This is a genomic window from Streptosporangium sp. NPDC049376, from assembly GCF_044466505.1.
GTDB lineage: Bacteria > Actinomycetota > Actinomycetes > Streptosporangiales > Streptosporangiaceae > Streptosporangium.
The window spans coordinates 566,716-589,230 of sequence record NZ_JBITMT010000003.1; the positions used below are offsets into that span (position 1 = coordinate 566,716).

Consider the following 22,515-nt stretch of genomic DNA (forward strand, 5'->3'; position numbering starts at 1 on the left):
GTGCCGATGAGCGTCCCGGTCCTTGGGAGGGCGGCCCGTTGGACGAGTAGCCTTCATGACACTATGCGTGAGGAAAGTGCACAAGGTGTGCTTTGGGTGGCCTGAGGGTCACCGTGGATGAACGGCCAGGGCCAGAGCGTCGGCGATGCGAGGGGCCAGGGCCGCGGCCTGGGCACGGATCTCCGCGATGGCCGTCGTCTCGTAGAGGGTTCCGCGCAGCGTCGGCCCCAGCGTGAAGATCCGGTCGCTCGGCCGGCCCGTCGCGTCGAGGACGGCGCCGCGGGGATCGGCGTCGATCCCGAGCCGCAGCGCGTCCTGCCGTACCACGCCGTCGGCGACCAGTCGGGACAGGAAGGGATCACCGGCGACGCCGCTTCCCGGGCCGGTCGCATTGACCAGCCAGCCGACGTCGAGCCGCCTGGTGGTGCCGTCGGCGCTCACCCGGGCGCTGATCCCCTCGGGGCCGGTCGTGGCCCGGACCAGCCGGCCGCGGAGCACCCGCAGCCTGCCGTTCGCCCGCAACTCACCGATCCTGGCGGCCGTCGCGGGAGGGATGCGATGCCGGTGGACCTCCCAGTGGCGCGCGACCATGTCGAGGAAGCGCCGCCGGTCGTCCGGGCTCAGGTTCGCCCACAGCCGCTGGGTCCGCGGGCGCAGGCCGTCGACCACTGCGGGCCAGTCACCCCCGTTGTCCCGTACGGCCAGCCGTACGGCGCGCAGCAGGGCGGCCAGGCCGAGCGGTCCCTCGGGGATCGCCGCCTGGACCGGGGGCGGCACGGGGCAGGGATGGGGCAGGGGCAGCAGGGCGTGCCGCGACAGCGCGTGCACCACCGTGCCCGGGTGCGCGGAGGTCACCGTGAGGGCCACGTCCACCATGGTCAGCCCGGTCCCCACCACGAGGACCGGCGCGCCGTCACGGATCCTGGCCAGGGCGCCGGGGGCCCACGGGTCGGCGACGTAGCGGCGGCTGCCCGCGTCCACGACCCTCGGCCAGGGGGCCTGGGGGCGGTTGCCCAGCGCGAGCACGGCGGCGTCGGCACCGATCCGACCGCCTCCGGAGAGCTGGACCCGCACGTCGGGGCCCTCGTCGGGGCACTGCAGGAGGGCGGTCGCCGTGGCGGTCACCCGGCGCACCACCCGGACGGGCCGGTCCTCGGCGGCGGCCAGCAGGCCACGCAGGTAGCGCCCGTAGGCCTGCCGGGGCAGGTAGCCGGAGCCGTCGACGTCGAGCCCGTTGTCCCGGGCCCAGCGCAGCAGGTGCCCCGGGTCGTCGTCCAGCCCGCTCATCCTGTCGGTCGCGGCGTTGAGCAGGTGCCGGGGGTCGGTGGTCGAGTAGGCCTGGCCCTGCGCGTGCCTGCCGTACTGGTCGATCAACATGATCTCCAGTGGCATGGCACGCGCCCGCGCCAGACGGAGGAGATGGACCGCGGCCAAGGTGCCGCTCGCGCCACCACCCACGATGACGACAGATGGAGATCCTGACACGGCGTCCATCATACCCACTATCCTGGTAGGATATATGGGATGTACTGCATGGGCCCCTGGTAGGCGGGGGTTCTGCCGCCATCGACCCCCGCCCTGTCAGGTGGTTCTCAGCCGGCCGCCATGGAGGGGTAACTCGGTTCGGGGCTGCGGCTGTAGCGCTGGCGGTGGGCACGGGGTGACAGGCCCCGCCGTTTGGCGAACTGCTCGCGGAAGACCGCGACGGAGTTGTATCCGACGAGCCGGGCGATCTCCTCGATCCGCAGTTCGGTGGTTTCGAGAAGCTCCTCGGCGCGGCTGAGCCGCTGGGCCAGCAGCCAGGAGTGCGGCGTCGTGCCCATGGCGGCCCGGAACTTGCGGGCGAAGGTGCGCGGGCTCATCAGGGCCTGGGCGGCCAGGTCGTTGACGAGCAGGGGTCTGTCCAGGTTGTTGCGGGCCCAGTGGATGACCCCGGCGAACAGCGCGTCCTCGTCGCCGGGCACCGAGCGGGTGATGACCTGGGCCTGGTCGCCGTCCCGGTGCGGCGCGGCGACCAACGCGCGGGCGACGACGTTGGCCACGGCGGCGCCGTGTTCGCGGCGTAGCAGGTGCAGGCACATGTCGATGCCCGCGATGATCCCGGCGCCGGTGATCACCAGCCCCTCGTCGATGTAGAGGGTGTCGGCGGTCACGGTGACGTTGGGATAGACCTGGGCGAAGTCATCCAGGAGGTGCCAGTGGGTGCTCGCGCGCAGTCCGTCGAGCAACCCGGTCGCGGCCAGCAGGTGGGTGCCGGTGCAGAAGGCGGCGATGATCGCGCCGCGCCGGTTGGCCGCGCGCAGTCCGGCGACCAACTCGGGGGTGGGTTCGGGGCGGGTGTCGTACCCCGGCATCAGGATGATCAGTTCGGCCTTGTCGAGGCGTTCGATACCGTGCTCGACGTGCATCGACAGGCCCAGGTCGGTGCGGAGCGGACCGGGCCGCTCTGCGCACACCGTGAAGTCGAACGGCGGAAGCTCGGCTTCGAGGCGGTCGGCGAAGATCGCGCCTATCCCCCCGATGTCGAACGTGCTCACGCCATCCGTGGCGAAGACAACCACCGATCGGAAAGCGGACATCCGGTCAGCCGACCGACAGTGTGACGGTGGACAGTTCTACAACCGTCTGACTATTTCTCATGGAACAAGTGAACCCTAGAAACCACGGTTTGGAACGTCACTTCGATTAATGTTCATGGATTTCGCCTCCGGTGGTGGTCCGGGTGTGGCCTGAGGGACGGAAGTGGCGCCGGAGCGCGGACCGTGGGCGGTGCGGTACGAGGAGTGGTCGATCCGGTGAGGCGGAAACCCCCTTTCTCGGCGGGTGACCGAAAGGCGCGGCGGACACCTGGAATTTGGGACGGGCGGAGAGACTTCACACGGGCATCCGGAAACTGCGGCGGGGAATCTCCAGTCACCTCGCCTTCGCGAGCGTCGTCCTTATCGTGCGGTCCCGTGGTGATCCCGGCGGCTTGTGAGGAGGTCCCGTGAACGCCTCGATGCGGAGCACCTCGTGGAACGCGTGTGCGGCACGCCTTCCACCCTCGGAGACTTACGGCACCGCCCGTCACGCCTCCTGTCAGGATCGTTCGACCTTGGTGACCTTGCTGATGATCATCACCGTGCCATCCGGGCCGTCCGGCAGGCAACCGTCGGGAATCTTGATGCCTGCCGGTGGGTTTTTGCGCCAAGTGGAAGCGCCACCACCACCGGTGATTTTGTCGCCTTCCAATACAGGACCCATGCCGGGCACGTCCACGCCACGCCTCTTGCCGTCGATGACGGGCTGGGTTCCATCGGGCCATACGGGTGTCGCCTGCGGATCTCCAGGACCGGGCATCACCAGTCTGAGACATTTACTTTCGGCGTCGTACCTCAGTGTGCCCATGATTATGGCCGTCATGGAAATCGAGGAGCGGTGGACGATGGTGAGAGGGTCTTTTCCCTCTATGCTCAATCCACTGCTGGAGCATCCGGTGGTAAGCGTTGGAAGGGCCGCTAATGCGACGAGCCATGCGTATCTTCTTGCCTGATCACCCGTGTGCATCACATCATTGAACCACATGTGGGGTCAGGGCCCCGGCGAGTTTGTGATTCGGCCGACCCGATCCATTCGGTCCGGTCTTGAATAGATCGAGGACGCGCCGACGGTCGTAGACGCGGCGGCCCGCCCTCGCGCAGCAGTGACCTCGTTAAAAGTGTTCTACTTGCTCACGGATGGCATCGGCCTCAGCATGTGGGGCATGTCCAGACGTTCCAGTTGCTGCCCAGCCCGGTCGAGTCGTTGACGCGATCCGTGGCCACGAAGTACGCCGATGTGTCGAACACGGAGTAGCTTTCCGCGGAGGTGATTCCCCAGGCCCTGTTCCCGTAGTACAGCGGCCCCCCGCTGTCTCCCGGGTCCACCATGTCGTCGGTGACGATGTTTCCCTTGTACGTCTTGCCGTCGGTGATCCAGTCCTCGTCACTGATGTCGACGTTCGTGTCGGTGATGTTGTCGCAGGTGGCGCCTGTGGTCCTGCCGAACTTACAGACCGGTTGTCCGACGACGGGAGACGTCCCCACATCGTGGGCGTATCTGGGGAGGTTCCAGTCATAGTAGAACGTGCGGGTCTGCGTCATGCTCGTTGTGCTGCTGCTGTCGTATCTGGCCAGATCGTAATCCTGCGCGCGGAACCATCGCGACAGAGTCGTGGTGTCGGTGTCGTAATTAGAGTGGTTGCGGTATGTGTAGTATTGACTGCCGTCAGCACAGTGCCTTGCGGTGAGGCTGCCTTTGGCGCCGGTGGACGAAATAACGTTGAATCCGTTCGTGCAATTATTCGACCCGTTGAGCAGCCCGCCGCCGCGGATATACTTGTCGGTCCTCCGCAGCAGTAGATTGTCGTCAAGCTGAATGTTGATTTTGATGGCGGGGTTGTCCGGGGCGGAAGGCTGGATTGACGTAACCGCGCGTGAACGCGCCGCATCGTCGGACGGTTTTTCCTTCAGCCTCACGGTGATGTTCACCTCGCCGGTTTCGGCGTTGTACCTGCCTACCGTCGAGGCGACCTTCCCGCTTCGGTGGAGACTGAGGAGCGCGGCTTCCCGCGCCGCCTGTAACTCCGCCTCGGAGAATCCGCGTCCAGGGAACAGCCTTACTTCCACCGGCAGGGTTTTCGCGAGTTCGAGTGCCTTGGCCGGCACCTCGCCCTTGAAGCCGATACGGACTCCACGGCCCTCGTCCACTATGGCGATGTCGGCGATCACCTCGGCAAACTCCGAGCGCAGCCGGGAGGCCAGGGGGTTGATCGCCGGACTCCAGGCGTAGCGATCGATGGCCTCCTCGAAGGAGATCTTTTCTGACTGCGCGTACCGATTGAGGTCGATGAGCTCGGAGAACGGGATGCCGTCAACCTTGATGGTTGGGTCGGGGACGGGGCCGTCAGGCATGTCGCCCTGTACCGAAGGGTTGTTCTTCAACTCCTTGGCGGCATACTTATCAAGAGCCTGCTTCAGGGATATGCCCTGCGCCTTGGCCTCCTTGGAGAGTCTGTTCAGCGTGGGACGGTCGGCCTTGGGCTGCTGGTCCCGTGACAGGGTGATCGGTTCCTTGGCGGCGGAGCCTGGCTGCGCCATGGCGAGACCGGGAATCAGTGGGATCGCAATCGTGAGGGCTGCTGCAAATGCGAGTCCGCTCTTCATTAAGACCCTTCTTCTGATGTCAGGCGTCAGGTGCCACAGAAGCGTTGGCCATGTTGGGGGCGAAATGGTGAGGTGTATCCATGCTGAACATCGCAACGTTCCGCTGCGACAGCCTCGCCTGAGCAATTGGATTTTACTGGATCATCATCAGAAAATTTCAGACATTTGTCAATGGACAGTTTGCATGACCCCGGTGCTCCAGTAGTACTTATCGATCCTTGTTGTGTTGTCGCTGGTAATGGGCTTTTCGAGCGCGCGGTGGCGTAACCGCCAGGCCGACCAGTGCCGGATACGCTGCCCGTCGATGGGCGGCGGGTTAACAACGCGAACAGGCGACGAACCTCATTGGCAGAGATCGTCGGCGGTCCCGCCAAGCCCGCGCCTCTTTTCTCGGACGCTTTCGGCTCATCCCCATCCGGGTCGCCCGTTCACAGCGCCGGACCCCTTTGGCACCGGGGCCGCGGGAGTGCCACTGCCAGGCGCTCGTGGGGAGCCTTGCCGCAACGGCTCGGGGCACGGACCTTGCCTGCTCCGGTGGTGATCTGGCGGGGCGGAAAGCCATTTCTCGGCGGGTGACCGAAAGGCGCGGCGGACACCTGGAATTTGGGATGGACGGAGAGACTTCACACGGGCATCCGGAAACTGTGGCGGGGAATCGCGGTTCCTGGCAGGGAAACGCATGTCCTCTCCGGGCCACGAAGAGTTCATCCCGCCTTCGGCGGGCGTCGTCCTCGTCGCGCGATCCCCCGGTGATCCTGGCGGTGTCCGCCCCTTCGTGGTCTGTGAGGAGGCCCCGTGAACGCCCCCCGTCGTCTCCGGTCCGTTCCGCTCGCCGTCACGCTCGCCGTGATGACGTTCCTGACCGGCCTGGTCGCCGTCACCCCCGCCGACGCCGCCGTCTACTCGACCTGCACCGTCTCCCGGTGCTCCGACGCCCGCTCGGCCGCCTCGACCTGGGCGGCCAAGGGATACCCGACGAGCAGCGGGTGGTACTCCTGGCCGGATGGCCGGTACAACTACACCGGCGGTCAGTTCTACAACCGTGAGGGGCAACTGCCCTCGGGTGCCACCTACTACGAGTACGACGTGTACTCCCGGGCCAGGGGCGCGGCACGTGACGCCTACCGCATCGTCGTCAACCGCTCCACCGGCGTCGTCTGGTTCTCCCCCAACCACTACACCGACTTCTACCGGCTCTGACCCCACCGGTACGGCAGTGTGGCCGTCACCTCGCCGTTGTTGTGTCTGTCGCGCACCCTCCAAATCGTGAGAAAGTCCCGCTGTCGGAGAGGGTCGGCTCCCGCACCGGCCCCTCCGTGACGTCACTTCGCCACGCCCTGACGGGGGGTCCTATGAAGCGTTGGGTGGCCGTCGTCGGTCTGCTGCTCTGCATTTCGCTTGTGGGAGACGACCTCGGCCTCACCTCACCGAACGTTCCCCGATCGTCGGCCCCGGATCCCCTGCTTCTCACAATTGGATACACCGGCATACCCTTCTTTCTTTTCATGCTGGTCATAGGCCCTCGAATCAGAGGGCCGCACAGAAGGGCCATCAAAGAGAACCGCCGGATCCTGGCCAGCGCACACAAGATCGGTGACAGTGCCGGAGTCGCTTACGCGCTCCGAAACCTGGGAATCATCCACACGGATATCAAGGATCTGTCGATCGGTTTCGACTACGCCACCAAGAGCTTCACCCTTCATCGGCAGCTGGGAGTTGACGTCACTCCCGACCTGCATCTTCTGGCTCGTCAACGTGAGCTGATGGGTGATTCCAAATTCCTCAAGAAGATTCATGAGGCGCTTGACGAGGCGGCCTCAGACGACCTCGTTCGGCTACTCGGAGAATCCGAAACCCGCAAATACCCGCAGGAGCCCCCGAACGGGGTGTGACATTCCCGTCGTGCGATGGTCGTCCACGCCGTTCTGGCTCACCCGGAGACCGGCGCGGCGGAATCATCCGCCCGGTCGTCGGCGTCTTCGGCGCCTCGATTTCCTCAAAATCGCCGGTTCCGACCATCGTGCGCTGGGAGGTTCTCCGCCGCGCACATCGGGACCTCCCTGACCGGATGATCGGGGAGGTCCCCGATGGCGGTTCCCCGGTGACGGGGCCGACACTGGGCGCACACGTGACCCGGTCCGTGTGCGCCCCGCCACGGCCGGGGCGCCCGTACCCCCCGGAGCGAGCCCCATGGCTATGCGCGACGCCACCCCCCAGAACGCCTCTCCTCAGAACGACGCCGCCCCTCAGAACGCCTCCCTTCAGAACGACGCCGCCCCTCAGAATGCCTCCCAGGGCGGTACGGCCTCCCGAAGCGGTGGCCCCTCCTGCCGGAACGGCATGGTCCCTCAGAGCGGCACGACCTTCCAGAACGGCGCGGCCTCGCGAAGCGACGGCCTTTCCCCTCGGGACGGTGCCACCTCCCGAGGTGGCGACCCCTCCCGGGGAGGGCGGGTTCGCAGGCGGGTCCTGCTGGCCGCCGTACCGCTGCTCGCCGCCGGGGCCGCCGGGCTGTTCCTGCGCGGGAACCCGCCCCGGGGGGCCGTGGTCTCCGAGGCCGTCGACCGTACGGTTCCACCGGGCTCGACGCTGACGCCGTGGGGACGGGCGCCCGCCGAGGTCACGATCGGGTCCGGGGTCGCGGTGACCGGAACGGGTGAGGTGTTGCTGCTGCACCGGGGCGGCGGGGCGTTCGCGGCGGACCGGATGATGGACGTCGATCCGGTCGTCGTCCTCGACGCGGGCACCGGGGAGGTCACGCGATCCTGGGGAGCGGGGATGTTCGCCTCCCCGCACGGCGTCTCGGTCGACGGGAAGGGCCGGGTGTGGGTCACGGACGTGACGACCAACCACGTCACGGTGTTCACCGGGGACGGGCGGCTCGAACGGACGATCGGGCATGACTACGGCTTCGGCCTCGACACCTGCCTGGCCGTACGGAACACGCTGACGAACCTGCGCTGCACCGGGGACCCCTACATCTTCGCCAGGCCGACCGACGTGGTGGCCGGAGGGAACGGACGGGCCTTCGTCTCCGACGGCTACCGCAACTCCAGGGTGGGGGTGTTCGACGCCGACGGGCGGTTCGCCGGGGCGTGGGGCGAGCTGGGAGATCGTGACGGCGCCTTCTCCATCCCGCACGGGATCGCGCTGCGGGGCAACGGTGACGTCGTGGTCGCCGACCGGCGCAACGCGCGGGTGCAGGTCTTCTCCGCCGACGGCCGGCACCTGGCCACCCACTCCTCGGCCGCGATCGGCAGGCCGTACGACGTGGCGGTCGGTCCCGGTGACGTGCTGTACGTGCTCGACGGGGGTGACGCCCTGGACGAGGAGGGCGGGCGGCACCGCGGCTACGTCGTCGCCCTCGCCGGGGACGGGTCGGTGACGCGGCGCTGGGCGCTGGCGGACCAGGACGCCGACCCCCACCAGCTCGCGGTCGGCCCGGCGGGCGAGATCTACGTCGCCGCCCTCAACGGCCCGCCACTGTGGCGCTGGGCTCCCCGCTGAACGCCCAGACCGGTTGAACCTTCGCGTAGCCGCCCCAGGCGGCTGGGCCCTGGCACAGTCGTCCCAGGCCGGTTGGATCTTCGCACAGCCGTTCCGGACCGGCTGGATCCCGGCACGGTCGTCGCAGGAAGCGCGACCGTCACAGGAGGCGCAGGCGCAGCCAGGTGACCAGGCGGGTCTGGGGGTCGGACAGGTCGAGGCCGTCGGCGGCGAGTTTGCGGACGCGGTAGCGGAGCGTGTTGGGGTGCACGCCAAGCCGCCGGGCGGCGGCCCGGACGTCCCCGTGGCTCTCGATCCAGGCCAACGCCGACTCGGCCGTCTCCGACAGCGCTCCCGAAGACCGTGCTCCCGAAAGGGCCCCCGACGACGGTGCTCCTGAGGACGGTGCTCCTGAGGACGGGGTTCCCGAGGAGGGCGTCCCGGTGGGCAGGGCGGGGTCCGCCTCGTGCAGGAGCAGGCCGGGATGGTCCTCCAGGAGCGCGCGCAGCTCGATGAGCGTCGCCGCCGCGCGAACCTCGTCGATCGTGCCGACCGCCGAACCCGGGCCGCCGGCCGTACCTGATCCGACCGCCGTACCCGATCCGACCGCCGTACCCGATCCGACCGCCGTACCCGATCCGGCCGCCGTGCCCGCCGTACCCGATCCGGCCGTCGCACCCGGGTCGGCGGCCGAGGCGCGTAGGGCGGCGAGTGCGAGGTCGGCCTCGCGGCGGGAACGCGGCAGCGCCTCAGCCGGGACCCGCCCGCCGATCGCGGCGACCAGCCGCCCGCGCCTGCCGAGCTGCCGGACCAGGTCGGCGGCGATCTCCCTGAGCGCCGTCAGGTCCGGCGTCGGGACCAGGCAGTAGACGGTCTCGGCGCGCAGCACGCAGGCCGCCGAACGCCGGTAGGCGTCGAAGTAGGTGGCGACCCCGTCGAGCAGGTGTTCCCCGGGCGGGTCGTCGGCGCCGAGGGAGAGCCCGGCCACGGCCAGCACCGCGATCCCCGCGTCCGGGTCGAGACCGAGGCGACGGCAGGCGGTCCGCGGGTTGGTGCCGTCCAGGGCCTGTCCGACCAGTTCGCCGTGGCGTTCCCGGTCGGCCGTCCTGGCCGTGCGCGCCCGCAGCAGGTGCGCCGCCGCCAGCCGGGCGAACTCCTCGACCAGGACGAGCCTGTCGTCGGGAAGCTGGTCACGTCCTTCGAGGACCCACAGCATGCCGAGGGGTTCCTGGCCACCGCGGATACCCGCCCCGACCCGCCAGATCGTGTGGTCGGCGGTGTCGTAGGGCGCGTTGGTGAGGAAACGCAGCGCGCGGCCGGTGGTCAGCAGCAGCCGCCTGGTCTCCCGTGGGGCGTTGCGCTCGGGCACGACCCGGTTCAGGATGACGTCGCGTTGCAGGTCGTCGTTGACCTGGCCGGGTACGGCCGAGTAGGCCAGCAGCCGCCACTGGGTGTCCACGATCCCCACCGGCCGGTCGAGGGTCTCGGCGATCAGGTTGACCAGCGTGTTCAGGTCGCCGACCGGGACGCTGCCCAGGTCGCCGCCCGGCGCCGCGACCAGGTTCTCGCCGAGCAGGACGGTCTCCTCGACCAGCGTGTGCAGGTGGCTCCAGGACATGGCCGACTCCAGCGCGACCAGCGCGACCCCCGCCTGGGCGGCGGCCTCGGCCAGCGGCGCGGCGTCCCGCGCGTCGGCCCGCAGCACGGCGGCCGTGGCCCCGCCGAGTCCGCGCAGTGTCGCGGCGGCCTCGGGGGACCCGGCGGTCAGCCCGACCAGCAGCACCATCGACCCGGGGCGGGGCGGTACGGAACTCAGCGGATCGTGGATCGCGGGCCCGGAGACCGGGACCTCGACTCCACGCGGGGCGCCGACGACCGTCACGTAGCGGGTGCCGATCCGCTCGACCACCTGGGCGAGTGACGGTTCGAGGTACTCGACCTGGTTCATCCGTGCAGTATCGGCCAACACCCGGGGTGATTCCTCGTCCGATCGGCCAAGGAATTCCGGACATTCTTCACCCATGGTTAACGCATGGACAATTCCTGGGGCTCAGTGCGGGTTCTCCGGGACGCGTACGGCACGCCGCTGATCGACGCCTCCACCGAGCCCGCCGCCTACTTCGGGCTCGGGTACGCGCAGGCGCGGGACGATCTGCACGGCGTGCTCAGGCAGTACCTCCTCGTCCGCGGCGAACTCGGCGAGCCGGAGCGCGACGCCGTGCACCGGCGCTGGCAGGTGCTCGAAGAGGCGAGGCGGGGACTTGAGTCCATGCCCGGTGACCTGCGGACCTGCTACGAGGCGTTCGTGGCCGGGATCGGCGCGTGGATGGAGGAGCACCCCGAGCGGGTCCCCGACTGGGCCCCGCCGCTTGAGGCCGCCCTGCCCATCGGCGTCAACCGGATGGTGATGCTGTTCTGGATCATCACCGACGGCGTCGAGGCGCTGCGCGCCGCCGGGGTGCTCTCGAACGAACCGGCCTCGGAGAAGGACGTCGGCTACGCCCCGCTCGGCTCGAACGCCTGGGTGGTACGGCCCTGGCGGACCGCGACCGGTGAGACGTTCGTGGTCAGCGACCCGCACCTGCCCTTCGGCGGCGCGTTCGCCATGCACGAGGCCGTCGTCAGGGCCGGTGACCTGCACTACGCGGGCTTCTGCTTCCTGGGGGCCATGCTGCCGCCGCTGGCCCACAACCGGACCTGCGCCTGGGGGCTGACCACCGGGGGTCCGAGGGTCTCCGACGCCTACCGGATCGTCGTCCAGGGCGACCGTTACCTCCACGACGGGGAGCCCAGGGAGGTCCTGCGGCACGAGGGCCACGAGTACGTCGTGCACAACGGCGTGGTCGCGCCCGTCCTGGCCAGGGACGCCGAGGCGGTCTACGTGGTGTGCACGCCGTACATGGGGCTGGCCGGGGAGACGGAGCGGCAGTTCGCGGCCATGGTGCGGGCCCGCGACGTGGGGGAACTGAGCGCGGCGCTCGACGCGTGCGCCTTCCCGCCGCAGAACGTGCTGGCAGCCGACGCCTCGGGCGACTGCCTCTACCAGCGCACCGGGCGGGTGCCGCTCAGGCCCCCGGGGCAGGGCGGGGGAGTGCTCGACGGCAACACCTCGGCCACCGCCTGGCTCGGCGTCAGGCCCGCCGCCGACCTGGTGCGGATCGTCAACCCGGCCTCCGGCTACCTGCAGAACTGCAACACGGCCCCCGACACCGTCACCCCCGACCCGGCCCTGGCGCCGGAGCGCTGGCACCCGGACGTCTTCAACGACGAGCCGGGCCGCGACACCAGCCGGGGCAGGCGACTGGCCGAACTGCTGCCCAGGGCCTTCTCCGTGAGCCTGGAGGAGGTGACCGCGTGGGCGCTCGACGACAGGTGGCCGGACACCGGGGTCTGGCAGGCCAGGCTCCGCGAGGCCGCCGCCGCCGAGTTCGGCCGGGTCGGCGCCTGGCCCGCCGAGCACCGGAGGCTGCTGCACCGGCTGCTCGCCTTCGACGGCCACGCCGCCCCGGACTCGGCGGACGCCACGGCCTGGGTCGCCTGGCGGGAACGGATCTCCGACGACGAGGACCTCCTCGGCGCCGTCGAACGGGCCGCCTCCCGGACGTACGAGGTCTACGGGGAGGGGCACCGGCTGCCGACCGGGGCGCCGGGCCGGGGCGGGGCGCTCGGGCTCGACGTCTCCCTGCGCTCGACCTACTACGCGGGCGGTACGGCCTTCGCCGGCGGCCCCTGCCTGCGGATCGTCGCCCTGGGCGGGGACGGCATGCGCTCCTGGAGCGTCGCGATGCCGGGCCAGGCCGCGCTGTACAGCCGGGGTGAGGTCAAGCCGATCGTCTTCGACCCGTCATGAGGCCCGCATGAGGCTCTATCCCGTCTTCGCCGTCGGCATGCTGGCGATCACCGACGCGTTCGTGAACCAGGCCCTCAGCGTGCTCGCCCCGGACATCACGAGCTCGTTCGGCGTCTCGACCGGCACCCTCACCTCCCTGCTCGCGATCCAGCTGCTGGCCGTCGGGGTGGCGCCGTTCCTGATGTCGGCCGTGGTCAGGGGTCGTCCGATCCGCGCCCTGGTCTCCATCGTCACCGGCCTCGTCTGGAGCGGGTCGACCTTCGCGATCTCCTTCGCCGGGGACATCTGGACTCTGGGCGCGTTGCTGCTGGTCAGCGGGCTGGCCAACGGCAGCCAGATCGCGCTGCACTCCCCGCTGCTGGCCGACGTCTACCCGCCCGCCGTACGGGGAAGGGTCCTGGCCCTGTACGGCGCCGCGATGCCCGCCGGGGCGATCCTGAGCCCGTTGACGGTCTCCGCGCTGTCCGGCTGGTTCGGCCTGGACTGGCGGGCGGTCTACGCGGTGCTCGGCGTGCTGTCGATGCTCGGCTGCCTGTCGGCGCTGCGGCTGCGGGACCCGGGGATCGGGCGGCGCGAGGAGATGACGCCGGACGGGAGCCCGCTGCGCTCGCCGACGCTGCGCAGGGTCTTCGCCGCCTTCGTCGCCTACGGCATGCTCCTGGTCCCGGCGGCGACGTTCCTGTCGGTCCACCTCAAGGAACGCTGGGGCATGGAGACCGACGTGCGGGGCCTGTTCACGGCGGTCTCCTCGGCCGGGGCCGTCGTCGCGCTGGTCTCCTTCGGGAGGCGGCTCGACGCGATCTTCCAGGCCGACCCCGGGAGGGTGCCGGTCGTCGCCGCCCGGATCATCGCCTGCTCCGCGCTGGCCTTCGCGGCGGGCGCGGCGGCCCCGGTCCTGCCCCTGACGCTACTGGCCTTCTTCACCGGCCTGGTCCTGACGCCGATGATCGTCCCGATGGTCACGTTGATCATGATCGCGGTCACCGGTCCGGCCAGGCGCAGCTACATGGCCAGCCTGTTCGGGGTGGGCCTGGCGATCGGCGGCCTGGCCGGGGCCGCGCTGCTGAACACCGTGGAGAGGACGTACGGCACGGCGGGGGCGGTCGCCTCGATCGCCCTGCCCGGCCTGCTCGCCGGGGTCCTCATCGCCTCGACGGCCCGTACCATCCGTGCTGAGCTGGTTCCCGTCCGGGAGGAGAACGTCAATGTCTAGTGTCTTCGGAGAGCAGGGGTACGCGACCCTGCCGGACGGACGGCGGCTGCACCACGTCAGTCAGGGGCAGGGGCGGCCCGTCGTCGTCCTCGAATCGGGGCTCGGCGCCTCCCGGGTCGAGTGGGGGCTGGTCATGCCCCTGGTCGCCGAACGCACCAGGGTCGTCGCCTACGACCGGGCCGGGTTCGGCCGCAGCGACCGCGACGCGCACCGCCGTGACCTGGACCGCATGGTCGAGGACCTGGGGCACCTGCTGGACGCCCTGGGCGAGGAGCGCTACATCCTGGCCGGGCACAGTCTGGGCGGCCCGATCATCCGTTCCTACGCCGCCGCCAACCCCGGCCGGGTCGCCGGGCTCGTGCTCGTCGACCAGGCCGTCGAGGACCTCGACTTCTACTACTGGCGAAGCGTGCGGGCCATGACCATGGCCATGCAGTCCGTCGTGATCGGCCTGGCGCGCCTCGGCGTCAAGGTCGTCCCGGCGGAGCTGCGCCGCGTCCTCGCGCTGTTCCCCCGGGAGATGCGGCAGGAGGCGTTGGCCGAGATGACCAGCGTGGCCGAGCTGCGCACCACCCGCGCCGAGTACGCCGCGCTCGCCGGCGGCCTCGCCCGCCTGCGCGACTCGGGGGCGGCGCTGCCGCCGGTCCCGGTCACGGCGATCAGCGGCGCGCTCTCCCCGAGCAAGGTGGAGAGGCGTTTCCGCCCCGCGCTGGTCGCCGCCCACAGGAAACTCGCCGAGGCCCAGCCCCTGGGCCGTCACGTCCTGGCCGAACGCTCCGGCCACATGGTCCCCCAGGACGAGCCCGGCCTGGTCGCCGAGGAGATCCTCAAACTGGTCGGCTGACCCCTCGGGAGATCAGCCGATCTGTTCGGCCAGGGCGACGATGATGCCCGACGGGCCACGGAGGTAGCAGAGCAGGTAGCTGTCCTCGAAGCGCGTCACCTCGCCGACGAGTTCGGCGCCGTGGGCGCGCAGCCGGTCGAGGGTGTCGTTGATGTCCGTGACGGCGAACATGACACGGTGCGTCCCCAGCGTGTTCACCGGCGCCCTTTCCGGCTCCGGGCGGATTTCCGCCGGGGTGTGGTACTTCGCCAGCTCAAGCCTGCCGTGGCCGCCGGGGACGCGCATCATCGCGATCTCGGACCGCATGCCGTCGTCGAGCCCGACGACACGGGCCGCCCAGGCCCCCTCGATCAGCATCCTGCCCTCAAGTTCCATGCCGAGTTCGGTGAAGAACGCGATGGCGGCGTCGAGGTCCTCGACGACGATGCCGACGTTGTCCATCCGTTCGATCACGGTGGTCCTCCTTCGTCGCGGCCGTCTGCCCCGGGGACGGCGGGCTTTCCACCGTCAGGACAGTAACAGGACCCCCGCCGTCAGCAGGGCCACGACCTTGACGGACTCCAGGGCGATGTAGGCGTGGTGGGCGTGCGAACGAGGGCGTCAACCCCGGCCGGCGCCATGCCGAGCCAGACATACGTCACCGCCGTCGCGACCGCGTGACCCATCGCGAACGCCCCACCGGTTTCTCTAGAAACCAGGTCAGCCGGGAGAGGGGAAAATCCCCTGGGCAGGGCCCGTTTTTCCGGAAAACGCGACGCCGGGACCGGGTCAAACCCCTTTCACGGAAGGTGGAATAAACGCGGCCCCCATTTGGCCCCCAAATCAACCCGCGATATGGCCGGGGGGCCCGAACTGGGTTAGTAGTGGAATCGCACCGGGGGCATTCACCAAGGGCACATTCATCAGGCAAGGAGGAGAACGGGTGCATCGAATCGTCTCGATGTTGCTCGCCATGCTCGCCGCGACGATGACGGTGAACGAGTCAGCGCTCGCGCGGACGGAGACCGGCGACCCCGGACAACCAGGGCAGGGAGATCCCGTCCCGGCCGACACGCTGCGTCTGCTGTGGGCCGCCTCCCACGGCGGGCAGGACCTGGCGCGCGAGCTGGCCGGGAGCGGGCCGAAGCTGGGGGTGTTCACCCGGCAGGAGGACCTGTGGTGCTGGGACGTCACCCCCGACTCGGCGGGAGAGTGGCTGGCCGGGGTGATCGGCTCAGGCGGCACCGCGCTGGGCGAGGCCCGGCTTGAGGCGCTGGAGACGCTGGTCAGGCCGTACACGGCGATCACCAGGGCGGCGGACCCGGCCGCCGACGTACGGCTCACCCCCCGGGAGCACGACGTGCTGCGTCTGCTCTGCGCGGGCCTGAGCGCCGTGGCCATCGCCCGCAGGCTGGGGTTGTCGCCGCGCACGGTGACCAAGCACCAGGAGCGGCTCTACCGCAAGCTCGGGGTGTGCGACCGGGTCAACGCCGTGCTGCTCGCCCAGCGCCTCGGCATCGTCGCCTCCTTCGAACGAGGGACGGGCAGGTGAACGCACGGGTCACACACCGGCCAGCCGCCGTCTGCACCGCTTCCGTACGGGTTCCAGCTCGGCCACGTCGGCACCGGGCAGCCCGAGCGCGGTCTCGACGTCCCGCAGCGCCAGGTCGGCGCTGCCCGCGGCCTCGTGCGCCAGGCCACGGTTGAGCAGCACGTCGGGGTCGGGGCCGAGCAGGTCGAGCACCCGGGTCAGGTCCTCGACGGAGGAGGCGGGACGGCCCAGCTCGAAGGACGCGACCGCCCGGTTGACCAGCGCCGCCGCGTATCCGGGGTCGCCGTCGAGTGCGGCGTCCAGCCACCGGGCGGCCTGCTCGGCGTCGCCGTACTCCAGGGCGATCGTGCCCCGCATGCACAGCAGCTCCGGGTCGGCGGGCCGCAGTTCGAGGCCCGCGACGACATCGGCCTCGGCCGCCTCGAAGTCCCCGAGGCCGAGGAGCAGCTCGGCGCGCCGCATCCGGGTGGCCACGTCGTCCGGCTCCATCTCCAGCACGTAGCCGAAGTCGGCCAGCGCGCCGTCGGCGTCCCCCGCCTCGGCGCGGGCGGTGCCCCGGTTGTAGAACAGCTCGGGGAAGGGCGGGGCCATGGAGACCGCCCGGTCGTAGTCGGCGAGCGCCGCGTCGAGGTCTCCCCGCCTGCGTGAGATCTTGGCCCGTTCGCACAGGTAGTCGGTGTAGTACGGGTCCATCTCGATCAGCACGGTGAAGTCGGCGTAGGCCTCGTCCGTCCGGCCGAGCGCGGCCAGCAGCCGGGTCCTGTTGTAGAGCAGCTGCGAGCGGTGCACCACCCACTCGTCGGGTTCCAGCATGGCGTCGAGCCGTTCGATGCCCACCCGGATGAGTTCGAGGCCGTGCTCCAGGTTGCCCCGGTGCATCTCGATGAGCGCGAGGGCGTTGTCGTTGAACACCTGGCGCAGGGTGCGCTCCCTGGCGTCGGGGAGCAGGGCGGCGATGGCCACCGCGTTGTTCTGCCAGGCCAGCGCCGTCTCGTGGTCGCGGGGCGAGAAGAACCGGGTGTACAGCATGGCGATGCCGTAGCTGGAGATCATGTGCGCGTTCGGGTCGGTGTACCGCCTGCGCAGGTCCATGTAGAGGTCGAACGACTCGTCGAGGCGATGCAGCGGCACCAGCGCGTTGGCCGCCAGCGCCGTGAACCGGCGGAAGTCGTCGGCGTTGGCGACCGGGTCGGTCACCGCCCTGCCGCGCAGCCCCATGTCCAGGGTCATCGCGGAGAAGCCGATCTCCGCGCTGATCCGCAGCCCCTCGGTGAGGGCCTCCCTGCCCAGTCCGCCGGGGTCGGCGCCGCGCTCGCGGTGGTACGGGAGCGCGCCCATCCTGGTCCCCAGGTCCGCGTCCGGGGTCAGTTCCTCGGCGCGCAGGTCGTGCAGCCGCCGGACGAACTCCGGGTCGGCCGCCTCGTAGGCGGCGATCTCGGCCGGGTCGTCGCTGATGCCGTCCGCCATGACGTACGCCCTGACCAGCTCCTCAACGGACCGCCCGTCGGGGGAGGGCTCGCCGGGCACGGCCTGGACGGTCTCCGCGTGGCGGGCCAGCGCCCCTTCGAGCTCCCCGGTCAGGGAGGCCACGGGAACGGCGGAGACGACGACCCTCAGCCTGCCGGGGTCGGACCTGCGCAGCAGCAGCGCGATGAGCTCCTGGGTGGACGGCTCGGCGGCGTGCGCGTCCTCGAACACCAGGAGCGGCGCCGGGTCGCCCGCCTCGGCGAGCCGCCGCGCGTGCTCGTTGAGGAACGTCACGATGCCCTGGTTCATGCACCGGATCATCTGGGAGCCGTAGAAGCGGGTGCGCTCCTCGAACGGCCCCTTGAACGCGAGCTGCTGCGGCGCCTCCCCGACCAGCTCCGCCAGCTCGGGGACGCCGTAGAGCAGCTCGACCCGGTGCCGGTCGACCAGTTCGGGCCAGCGGGCGTACGCCTCGGGCAGCACGGCCCGCAGCAGCGTGTCGACGCCCGTGTAGGGACCGCGCAGCCGCTGGTGGCACACGGCGACGACGGCGCGCCCGCCGTCCGGCTCCTCGGTGGCCCGGCGCAGCCGGTCGGTACGACGGTCGCCGACGATCCTCAGGTGGGCAGGCATCTCTAGTTCACTCCCTTGGTGGTTGCCGGCTCGGCGACCGCCCGTGGCCGGTCCTGGCGGGCTTGCCTGCGCTTGCGCCGGGCGAGGTAGGCCGGTGTGACGAACCAGTTCACGAGGATGAGCAGCCCCAGCGCCCCGTCCCAGAAGGCCGGGGTCGTCACGCCACCCTCCATGCTCCTCAGCGCGGTCTGGACGTACTGCACGGCCACGGGCAGCGACCCGAACACGGTGATGAGCAGCATGGCCAGGACGCCGAGGCTGATGAAGGGGCCGTACCACCGGCCGACCCTGCGGTCGTACTCGGTCCACTGCTCCTCGTCCACGAGCCGTTCCGGGCGCCGCAGCAGCCGCCAGATCCGGTTGCGCAGCAGCGCCGTACTGGCGTTGTGCAGGTCGTGGCAGTTGAGCGCGGTCGCGAACACGTAGTAGAGGTCGGTGCGCAGGTAGAGCTGGAACTGCCAGGCGAAGCGCATCAGGACCGTGAAGGCCAGCGCGAGACAGACCCGCCCGGTCAGTGAGAAGGCGCCGTCGGCGGTCCTGGTGAGGTGCGCGGCCAGGCCGAGCAGGCTGAAGACGACGACGTCGCACACCATCCCCACCAGGAACGGCAGGTAGCGTTTCCCGCGTTCGACGCTGAGCAGGCCGTTCATCTGCGTCTCGAAGACGATGTACAGATAGCGGTTGCTGACGCTGAGCCTGCTGCGCAGCCCGAGCCGCCGCCCGGCGAGCATGTGGAAGGCCTCGTGCAGGAAGACCAGCGGCAACTGCCCGAAGATGATCCCGAACTGGACGACGAGCAGCGAGTCGGTGAAGAAGATGTGGTGGGGGCTGGGCAGGATGCCGGTGTCACGCAGGGCGGTGAACAGCCACACGCAGAACACGGCGCCGTAGAGCACCCACGCGAGGGGGGAGAAGGCGGCCTCCCCCAGCCTGCGGAACGGCAGCCGCCTGTCAGCCGTGCTCTCCTCGGGGCCACCGTCGGGGCCACCGTCGGGGCCGTCGCCGGAGTCACCGCCGGAGCGGACGAACCCCAGCTCGTGCAGTGTCTCAAGGAACTCGTCGATGTCGACCTGCTCGCCGTAGGTGGCCTCGTACCACCGCGCGGCGTGTTCCGGCGGCATGCCCCGGGTCATCTCCCTGAGCAGGGCGGCGCCGTCGCTGGGCAGCACCGCGTACGAGTCCGCGTCCACCCTGCCGACCACCACGTCGTCCCCCTCGGAGACGAAGCTCAGCTCGTGGAAAGCGATCCTGACGTCGTCCACGCCCTTCAAACCCTTCCGCCGTCGTTCCGGTCCCTGAGAGGCCGGATGGCTGTGCGCACGGATCGGTGCGCACAGCCTCGTTCCGTTACCCGGCGGCTACTAGTTGGCCTGGGGGTAAGGGCAGGAGCACGTGGCGCTGGTCAGACGGACGTCGCCGGCGCGACGGACAGTGATCTTCTTCATCTTCGTGGTCGGCTTCATGTCTCCTCCTCCAAGAGAACGTCCCGGGGCCGGAGCCACGGGCGTCACCGGTTTTTTCGGCGACACGACAAAGGATGCATGGCAGAAACAGCTGTCGATATCAGGAGAAATGCGTATACGTAGGAATTCTTTTCGCAGGTAGATTCGCAATGCGCCACGGGGGCGGCGAGAGGCGAGCCGCCCGGGGATATGCGGGAAACCGCGGTTCGTGTCTTCCCGCACGGACCGCGGTTTTCTTCCCGAGAGTCCTCACCGGTGGCGGATAGCGACCACGGAGATCCAGAGCATCGCCGTGATCGCGCCGACGGCCAGCGTCAGGGAGCCGGCCGTACCGCCGGTCATGGCCCACAGGTCACCGGCCAGCAGGGCGGTGCCCGCGACGCGGGAGGCGACGGCGAGCCCACGCTCCCCGGTACGGCCGAAGCGGTGGCCCAGGACGTAGCAGGCGGCGATCAGGGTGCCGAAGGCGAGCGTGCCCGCCGCCATGTGGCCGTAGGCGTGCCAGCTCAGCGCCTGCGGCATGCCGTACGGCGTGCCGGCCGGGAAGCCGTCGCCCGGGTCCATGACGAGGAGACCGGCGGCGACCATGCCGACGCCGTAGGCCAGGACCAGGCGCGGCGCCCACCGCCCGCCGGGGCCGCCCTCAAGGGCCCGGCGCAGACCGCTCGCCCCGGCGACGGTCAGGAGCCCGGCGAGGACGAAGTTGGCGATCTGCAGCCAGCCGAGGGAGCCGTTGCTCAGCGCGCTCAGCGGGTGGCGGAGCAGGTCGAAGCCCTCGCGGGTCGCGGCCTGGGCCAGCGAGACGGCCGCCCACAGCGGAGCGGCGACGGCCAGGCAGGTCAGCGAGGCGCGGGAGGTGACGGGAGCGGTGGTGGAGGTGGTGCGGGGGAGCTGGACGGCGGTCATGTCGTTGGCCTTTCTGCGCCGGGTTCTTCGCTGACACGTCGAACGAGCGATGTGGCAGGGAACGCCATCGTTCCCTGTCACATCGCTCGATCGACGTAGGGGCGGAGAATGGAACAGCACACCGAGAAAGAGGAACCACCATGCGCTACCTGATGACCACCAAGCCCTCCGAGACCGCCCCCGACGAGCGGCTGTACGCCGAGATGGCGGCCTTCGTCGAGGAACTGACGGCGGCCGGCGTCCTGCTGGCCACCGGCGGCCTGGAGCCCGCGGGCGTACGGCTGGTCTCCTCCGGTGGGGAGATCACCGTGACGGACGGCCCGTTCGCGGAGGCCAAGGAGGCCGTGGCCGGGTTCGCCCTGGTCGAGGTGCGCTCCAAGGAGGAGGCGGTCGAGTTGGCCCGCCGTTTCCGCAGGATCGTCGGCGACGGCGAGAGCGTCATCCAGCAGGTCTTCTCCTGACCTTCACCCGACCAGGGCCTCCCCGTCACCGCGGGAAGGCCCTGGTCGTGTCCGGCCCCCGGATCAAGGACGTGCGGGCCGTACGGAACCGGTTCGGCGGAGCGAAGGCTCTCCCGACGAGCCGGTCGCCACGACACCGTGGTCCGGCATTGTCCCTGCTGAGGCGCATTCCGGGCATATGCGGATTGGATGCGGGTGATTTATCGCGTTATCAATGTGGATATGACCCCCGTTGTCACCGAGCGCCACCCCACTCGCTTCCGAGAGGCCGAACAGCGCGGCCGGGACATCTCCCGTCCGATGCTCCGGCTCACCCGCGTCGGCGCCGAGGTCGACGAGTCGTTCATGGAACGGCTCCGCGCCGCCCTGCTGGAGCGTGACGAACTCGGAGCCGACCTGGCCGGGGCGATGAGCCTTCCCCCCGGCGACCCCGGCCGTGTCACGCACCGCCAGGTGGCCGCCGCCCTCCGCGACGCGCCCCACCGGGCGGACGACCTGCCGCCCGCGCTCAGGCGGTTCATGGACGAACTCGTCGAGGTGCCCGAATGGGTCGACTGGGATCGGGTCGAGCGGGGCGCCGTGGCCTTCCGCTACCTCGGCCGCAACGCGAACGACGTGCTTCTGGACCTGTCGCTGATCGGGGGCTACCGTTTCGGCGGACCGGCCGACCTCCTCGTCCTCACCGAGGGACTCGGCGGCGACAACACGCTCAGGCGCCTCGCCGAGACCCAGAAGTGGACGCACGAGGTCACCCGGCCCGGCGGCATGCGACCCGGCGCCGAAGGGTGGCGGCTGACCGTCCACGTGCGCGCGATGCACGCCCTGGTCAACTCACGGTTCGAGCCGCGGTGGGACAGCGGGCGCTGGGGGCTGCCGGTCAACCAGGCCGACCAGGCGGGAACGCTGGGCCTGTTCGACGCCGCCGTGATCCTGGGCTGCCTCGCGCTGGGGGTGCCCCTCAGCCGCAGGCAACGCGACGACCTCATGCACCTGTGGCGCTACGTCGGATGGCTGATGGGCGTCGCCCCCGACTTCCTCACGGACGAGGAGAACGTGCGGCACCGGATGAACTACCACATCCTGCTGTCCGCGGGGGAACAGTCCCAGGCGGGCAGGGACCTGGCCCGCGTGACCGTCGACGCCCAGCGCATGCGCGCCTTCGGCCACGGGAACGCCCTGGTCGAGCGTATGCACCAGCGCTACGAGCGGGCCCGCGCCCTGAGCATGCTCACCGCGTTCGTCGGTCTGTCCGGCATGCGTGACCTCGGACTTCCGGCCCGCCTGCCGTGGGCGCCCGTCCTCGCGATCGTGGGCAACACCTTCCGTTACCGCGTGCTCGGCGCCCTTCCCGGCGGACGCCGCCGCGTCGAGGAGTGGGGCGCCCGCGCCCAGGAACGCGTCCTCGCCTCCACCTTCCGCGACCAACCGGCCCAGGTGGGCGGGCTGCCCGAGGCGCACGGCGACCACCGCGCGTAGCG

At 70.1% G+C, this 22,515-nt stretch carries 18 protein-coding genes; 9 read left to right on the plus strand and 9 right to left on the minus strand.

What is annotated here, in order from left to right; translation table 11 throughout:
- Positions 1–108: 108 nt before the first annotated feature.
- The 4 genes from ACIBVQ_RS12530 to ACIBVQ_RS12545 all read right to left on the minus strand — a co-directional run bounded on the left by ACIBVQ_RS12530 (position 109) and on the right by ACIBVQ_RS12545 (position 5,183).
- Entirely contained in the window at positions 109–1,485 is a 1,377-nt protein-coding gene (locus tag ACIBVQ_RS12530) for an FAD/NAD(P)-binding protein (RefSeq protein WP_399177345.1), read from the minus strand.
- Positions 1,486–1,592: 107 nt separating this feature from the next.
- Complete coding sequence (locus ACIBVQ_RS12535) at positions 1,593–2,579, minus strand: helix-turn-helix domain-containing protein (protein WP_362917925.1); 987 nt, start codon at positions 2,577–2,579, stop codon at positions 1,593–1,595.
- A 499-nt stretch (positions 2,580–3,078) separates the two neighbouring features.
- Positions 3,079–3,564, minus strand: coding sequence for a hypothetical protein (locus ACIBVQ_RS12540; RefSeq protein ID WP_399177347.1), 486 nt, complete (start codon positions 3,562–3,564; stop codon positions 3,079–3,081).
- 164 nt (positions 3,565–3,728) lie between these two features.
- The gene (locus tag ACIBVQ_RS12545) at positions 3,729–5,183 is read right to left on the minus strand and encodes a S1 family peptidase (protein WP_399177349.1); all 1,455 of its coding nucleotides are present in this window, start codon (positions 5,181–5,183) and stop codon (positions 3,729–3,731) included.
- A 795-nt stretch (positions 5,184–5,978) separates the two neighbouring features.
- Between ACIBVQ_RS12545 and ACIBVQ_RS12550 the strand changes: the two genes are divergently transcribed.
- The 3 genes from ACIBVQ_RS12550 (at position 5,979) to ACIBVQ_RS12560 (ending at position 8,690) form a co-directional block, all read left to right on the plus strand.
- A complete protein-coding gene (locus tag ACIBVQ_RS12550; protein WP_362917923.1) occupies positions 5,979–6,383 on the plus strand; it encodes a ribonuclease domain-containing protein in 405 nt (134 codons plus the stop codon).
- Positions 6,384–6,547: 164 nt separating this feature from the next.
- Positions 6,548–7,075, plus strand: coding sequence for a hypothetical protein (locus ACIBVQ_RS12555; RefSeq protein ID WP_399177351.1), 528 nt, complete (start codon positions 6,548–6,550; stop codon positions 7,073–7,075).
- A gap of 448 nt (positions 7,076–7,523) precedes the next feature.
- A complete protein-coding gene (locus tag ACIBVQ_RS12560; RefSeq protein ID WP_399177353.1) occupies positions 7,524–8,690 on the plus strand; it encodes a peptidyl-alpha-hydroxyglycine alpha-amidating lyase family protein in 1,167 nt (388 codons plus the stop codon).
- A 139-nt stretch (positions 8,691–8,829) separates the two neighbouring features.
- On the opposite strand, the gene ACIBVQ_RS12565 is transcribed toward ACIBVQ_RS12560, so the two are convergent.
- Positions 8,830–10,617, minus strand: coding sequence for a PucR family transcriptional regulator (locus ACIBVQ_RS12565; protein ID WP_399177355.1), 1,788 nt, complete (start codon positions 10,615–10,617; stop codon positions 8,830–8,832).
- An 84-nt stretch (positions 10,618–10,701) separates the two neighbouring features.
- Between ACIBVQ_RS12565 and ACIBVQ_RS12570 the strand changes: the two genes are divergently transcribed.
- From ACIBVQ_RS12570 to ACIBVQ_RS12580, 3 genes are read left to right on the plus strand one after another with little or no spacing between them, the layout of a single operon-like run.
- Positions 10,702–12,519: a penicillin acylase family protein gene (locus tag ACIBVQ_RS12570; RefSeq protein WP_399177357.1), complete on the plus strand. Its 1,818-nt coding sequence runs from the start codon at positions 10,702–10,704 to the stop codon at positions 12,517–12,519.
- A gap of 7 nt (positions 12,520–12,526) precedes the next feature.
- The gene (locus ACIBVQ_RS12575; RefSeq protein ID WP_399177359.1) at positions 12,527–13,732 is read left to right on the plus strand and encodes an MFS transporter; all 1,206 of its coding nucleotides are present in this window, start codon (positions 12,527–12,529) and stop codon (positions 13,730–13,732) included.
- Positions 13,725–14,576: an alpha/beta fold hydrolase gene (locus tag ACIBVQ_RS12580; protein WP_399177361.1), complete on the plus strand. Its 852-nt coding sequence runs from the start codon at positions 13,725–13,727 to the stop codon at positions 14,574–14,576. Before ACIBVQ_RS12575 ends, ACIBVQ_RS12580 begins: the two co-directional genes overlap by 8 nt.
- A gap of 12 nt (positions 14,577–14,588) precedes the next feature.
- Here ACIBVQ_RS12580 and ACIBVQ_RS12585 read toward each other — a convergent pair whose 3' ends face one another.
- Entirely contained in the window at positions 14,589–15,017 is a 429-nt protein-coding gene (locus tag ACIBVQ_RS12585) for a VOC family protein (RefSeq protein ID WP_399177462.1), read from the minus strand.
- A 481-nt stretch (positions 15,018–15,498) separates the two neighbouring features.
- Between ACIBVQ_RS12585 and ACIBVQ_RS12590 the strand changes: the two genes are divergently transcribed.
- Positions 15,499–16,107, plus strand: a complete 609-nt coding sequence (locus ACIBVQ_RS12590; RefSeq protein WP_399177363.1) for a response regulator transcription factor — start codon at positions 15,499–15,501, stop codon at positions 16,105–16,107.
- A 9-nt stretch (positions 16,108–16,116) separates the two neighbouring features.
- Here the strand turns inward: ACIBVQ_RS12590 and ACIBVQ_RS12595 are convergent, their stop codons facing one another.
- The 3 genes from ACIBVQ_RS12595 to ACIBVQ_RS12605 all read right to left on the minus strand — a co-directional run bounded on the left by ACIBVQ_RS12595 (position 16,117) and on the right by ACIBVQ_RS12605 (position 20,576).
- Positions 16,117–18,207 carry a tetratricopeptide repeat protein gene (locus tag ACIBVQ_RS12595; RefSeq protein WP_399177365.1) on the minus strand — a complete coding sequence of 697 codons (2,091 nt, stop codon included), beginning with the start codon at positions 18,205–18,207 and terminating at the stop codon, positions 16,117–16,119.
- Between the two features lie 2 nt (positions 18,208–18,209).
- Positions 18,210–19,469, minus strand: a complete 1,260-nt coding sequence (locus tag ACIBVQ_RS12600; RefSeq protein ID WP_399177367.1) for a hypothetical protein — start codon at positions 19,467–19,469, stop codon at positions 18,210–18,212.
- Positions 19,470–19,919: 450 nt separating this feature from the next.
- Positions 19,920–20,576 carry a DUF998 domain-containing protein gene (locus ACIBVQ_RS12605; protein ID WP_399177369.1) on the minus strand — a complete coding sequence of 219 codons (657 nt, stop codon included), beginning with the start codon at positions 20,574–20,576 and terminating at the stop codon, positions 19,920–19,922.
- 140 nt (positions 20,577–20,716) lie between these two features.
- Here ACIBVQ_RS12605 and ACIBVQ_RS12610 point away from each other — a divergent pair, with 140 nt between their 5' ends.
- The gene (locus ACIBVQ_RS12610) at positions 20,717–21,037 is read left to right on the plus strand and encodes a YciI family protein (protein ID WP_352015435.1); all 321 of its coding nucleotides are present in this window, start codon (positions 20,717–20,719) and stop codon (positions 21,035–21,037) included.
- Between the two features lie 222 nt (positions 21,038–21,259).
- On the plus strand, positions 21,260–22,513 hold the full coding sequence (locus tag ACIBVQ_RS12615) for an oxygenase MpaB family protein (protein ID WP_399177371.1): 1,254 nt from the start codon (positions 21,260–21,262) through the stop codon (positions 22,511–22,513).
- The last annotated feature ends 2 nt before the right edge of the window (positions 22,514–22,515 follow it).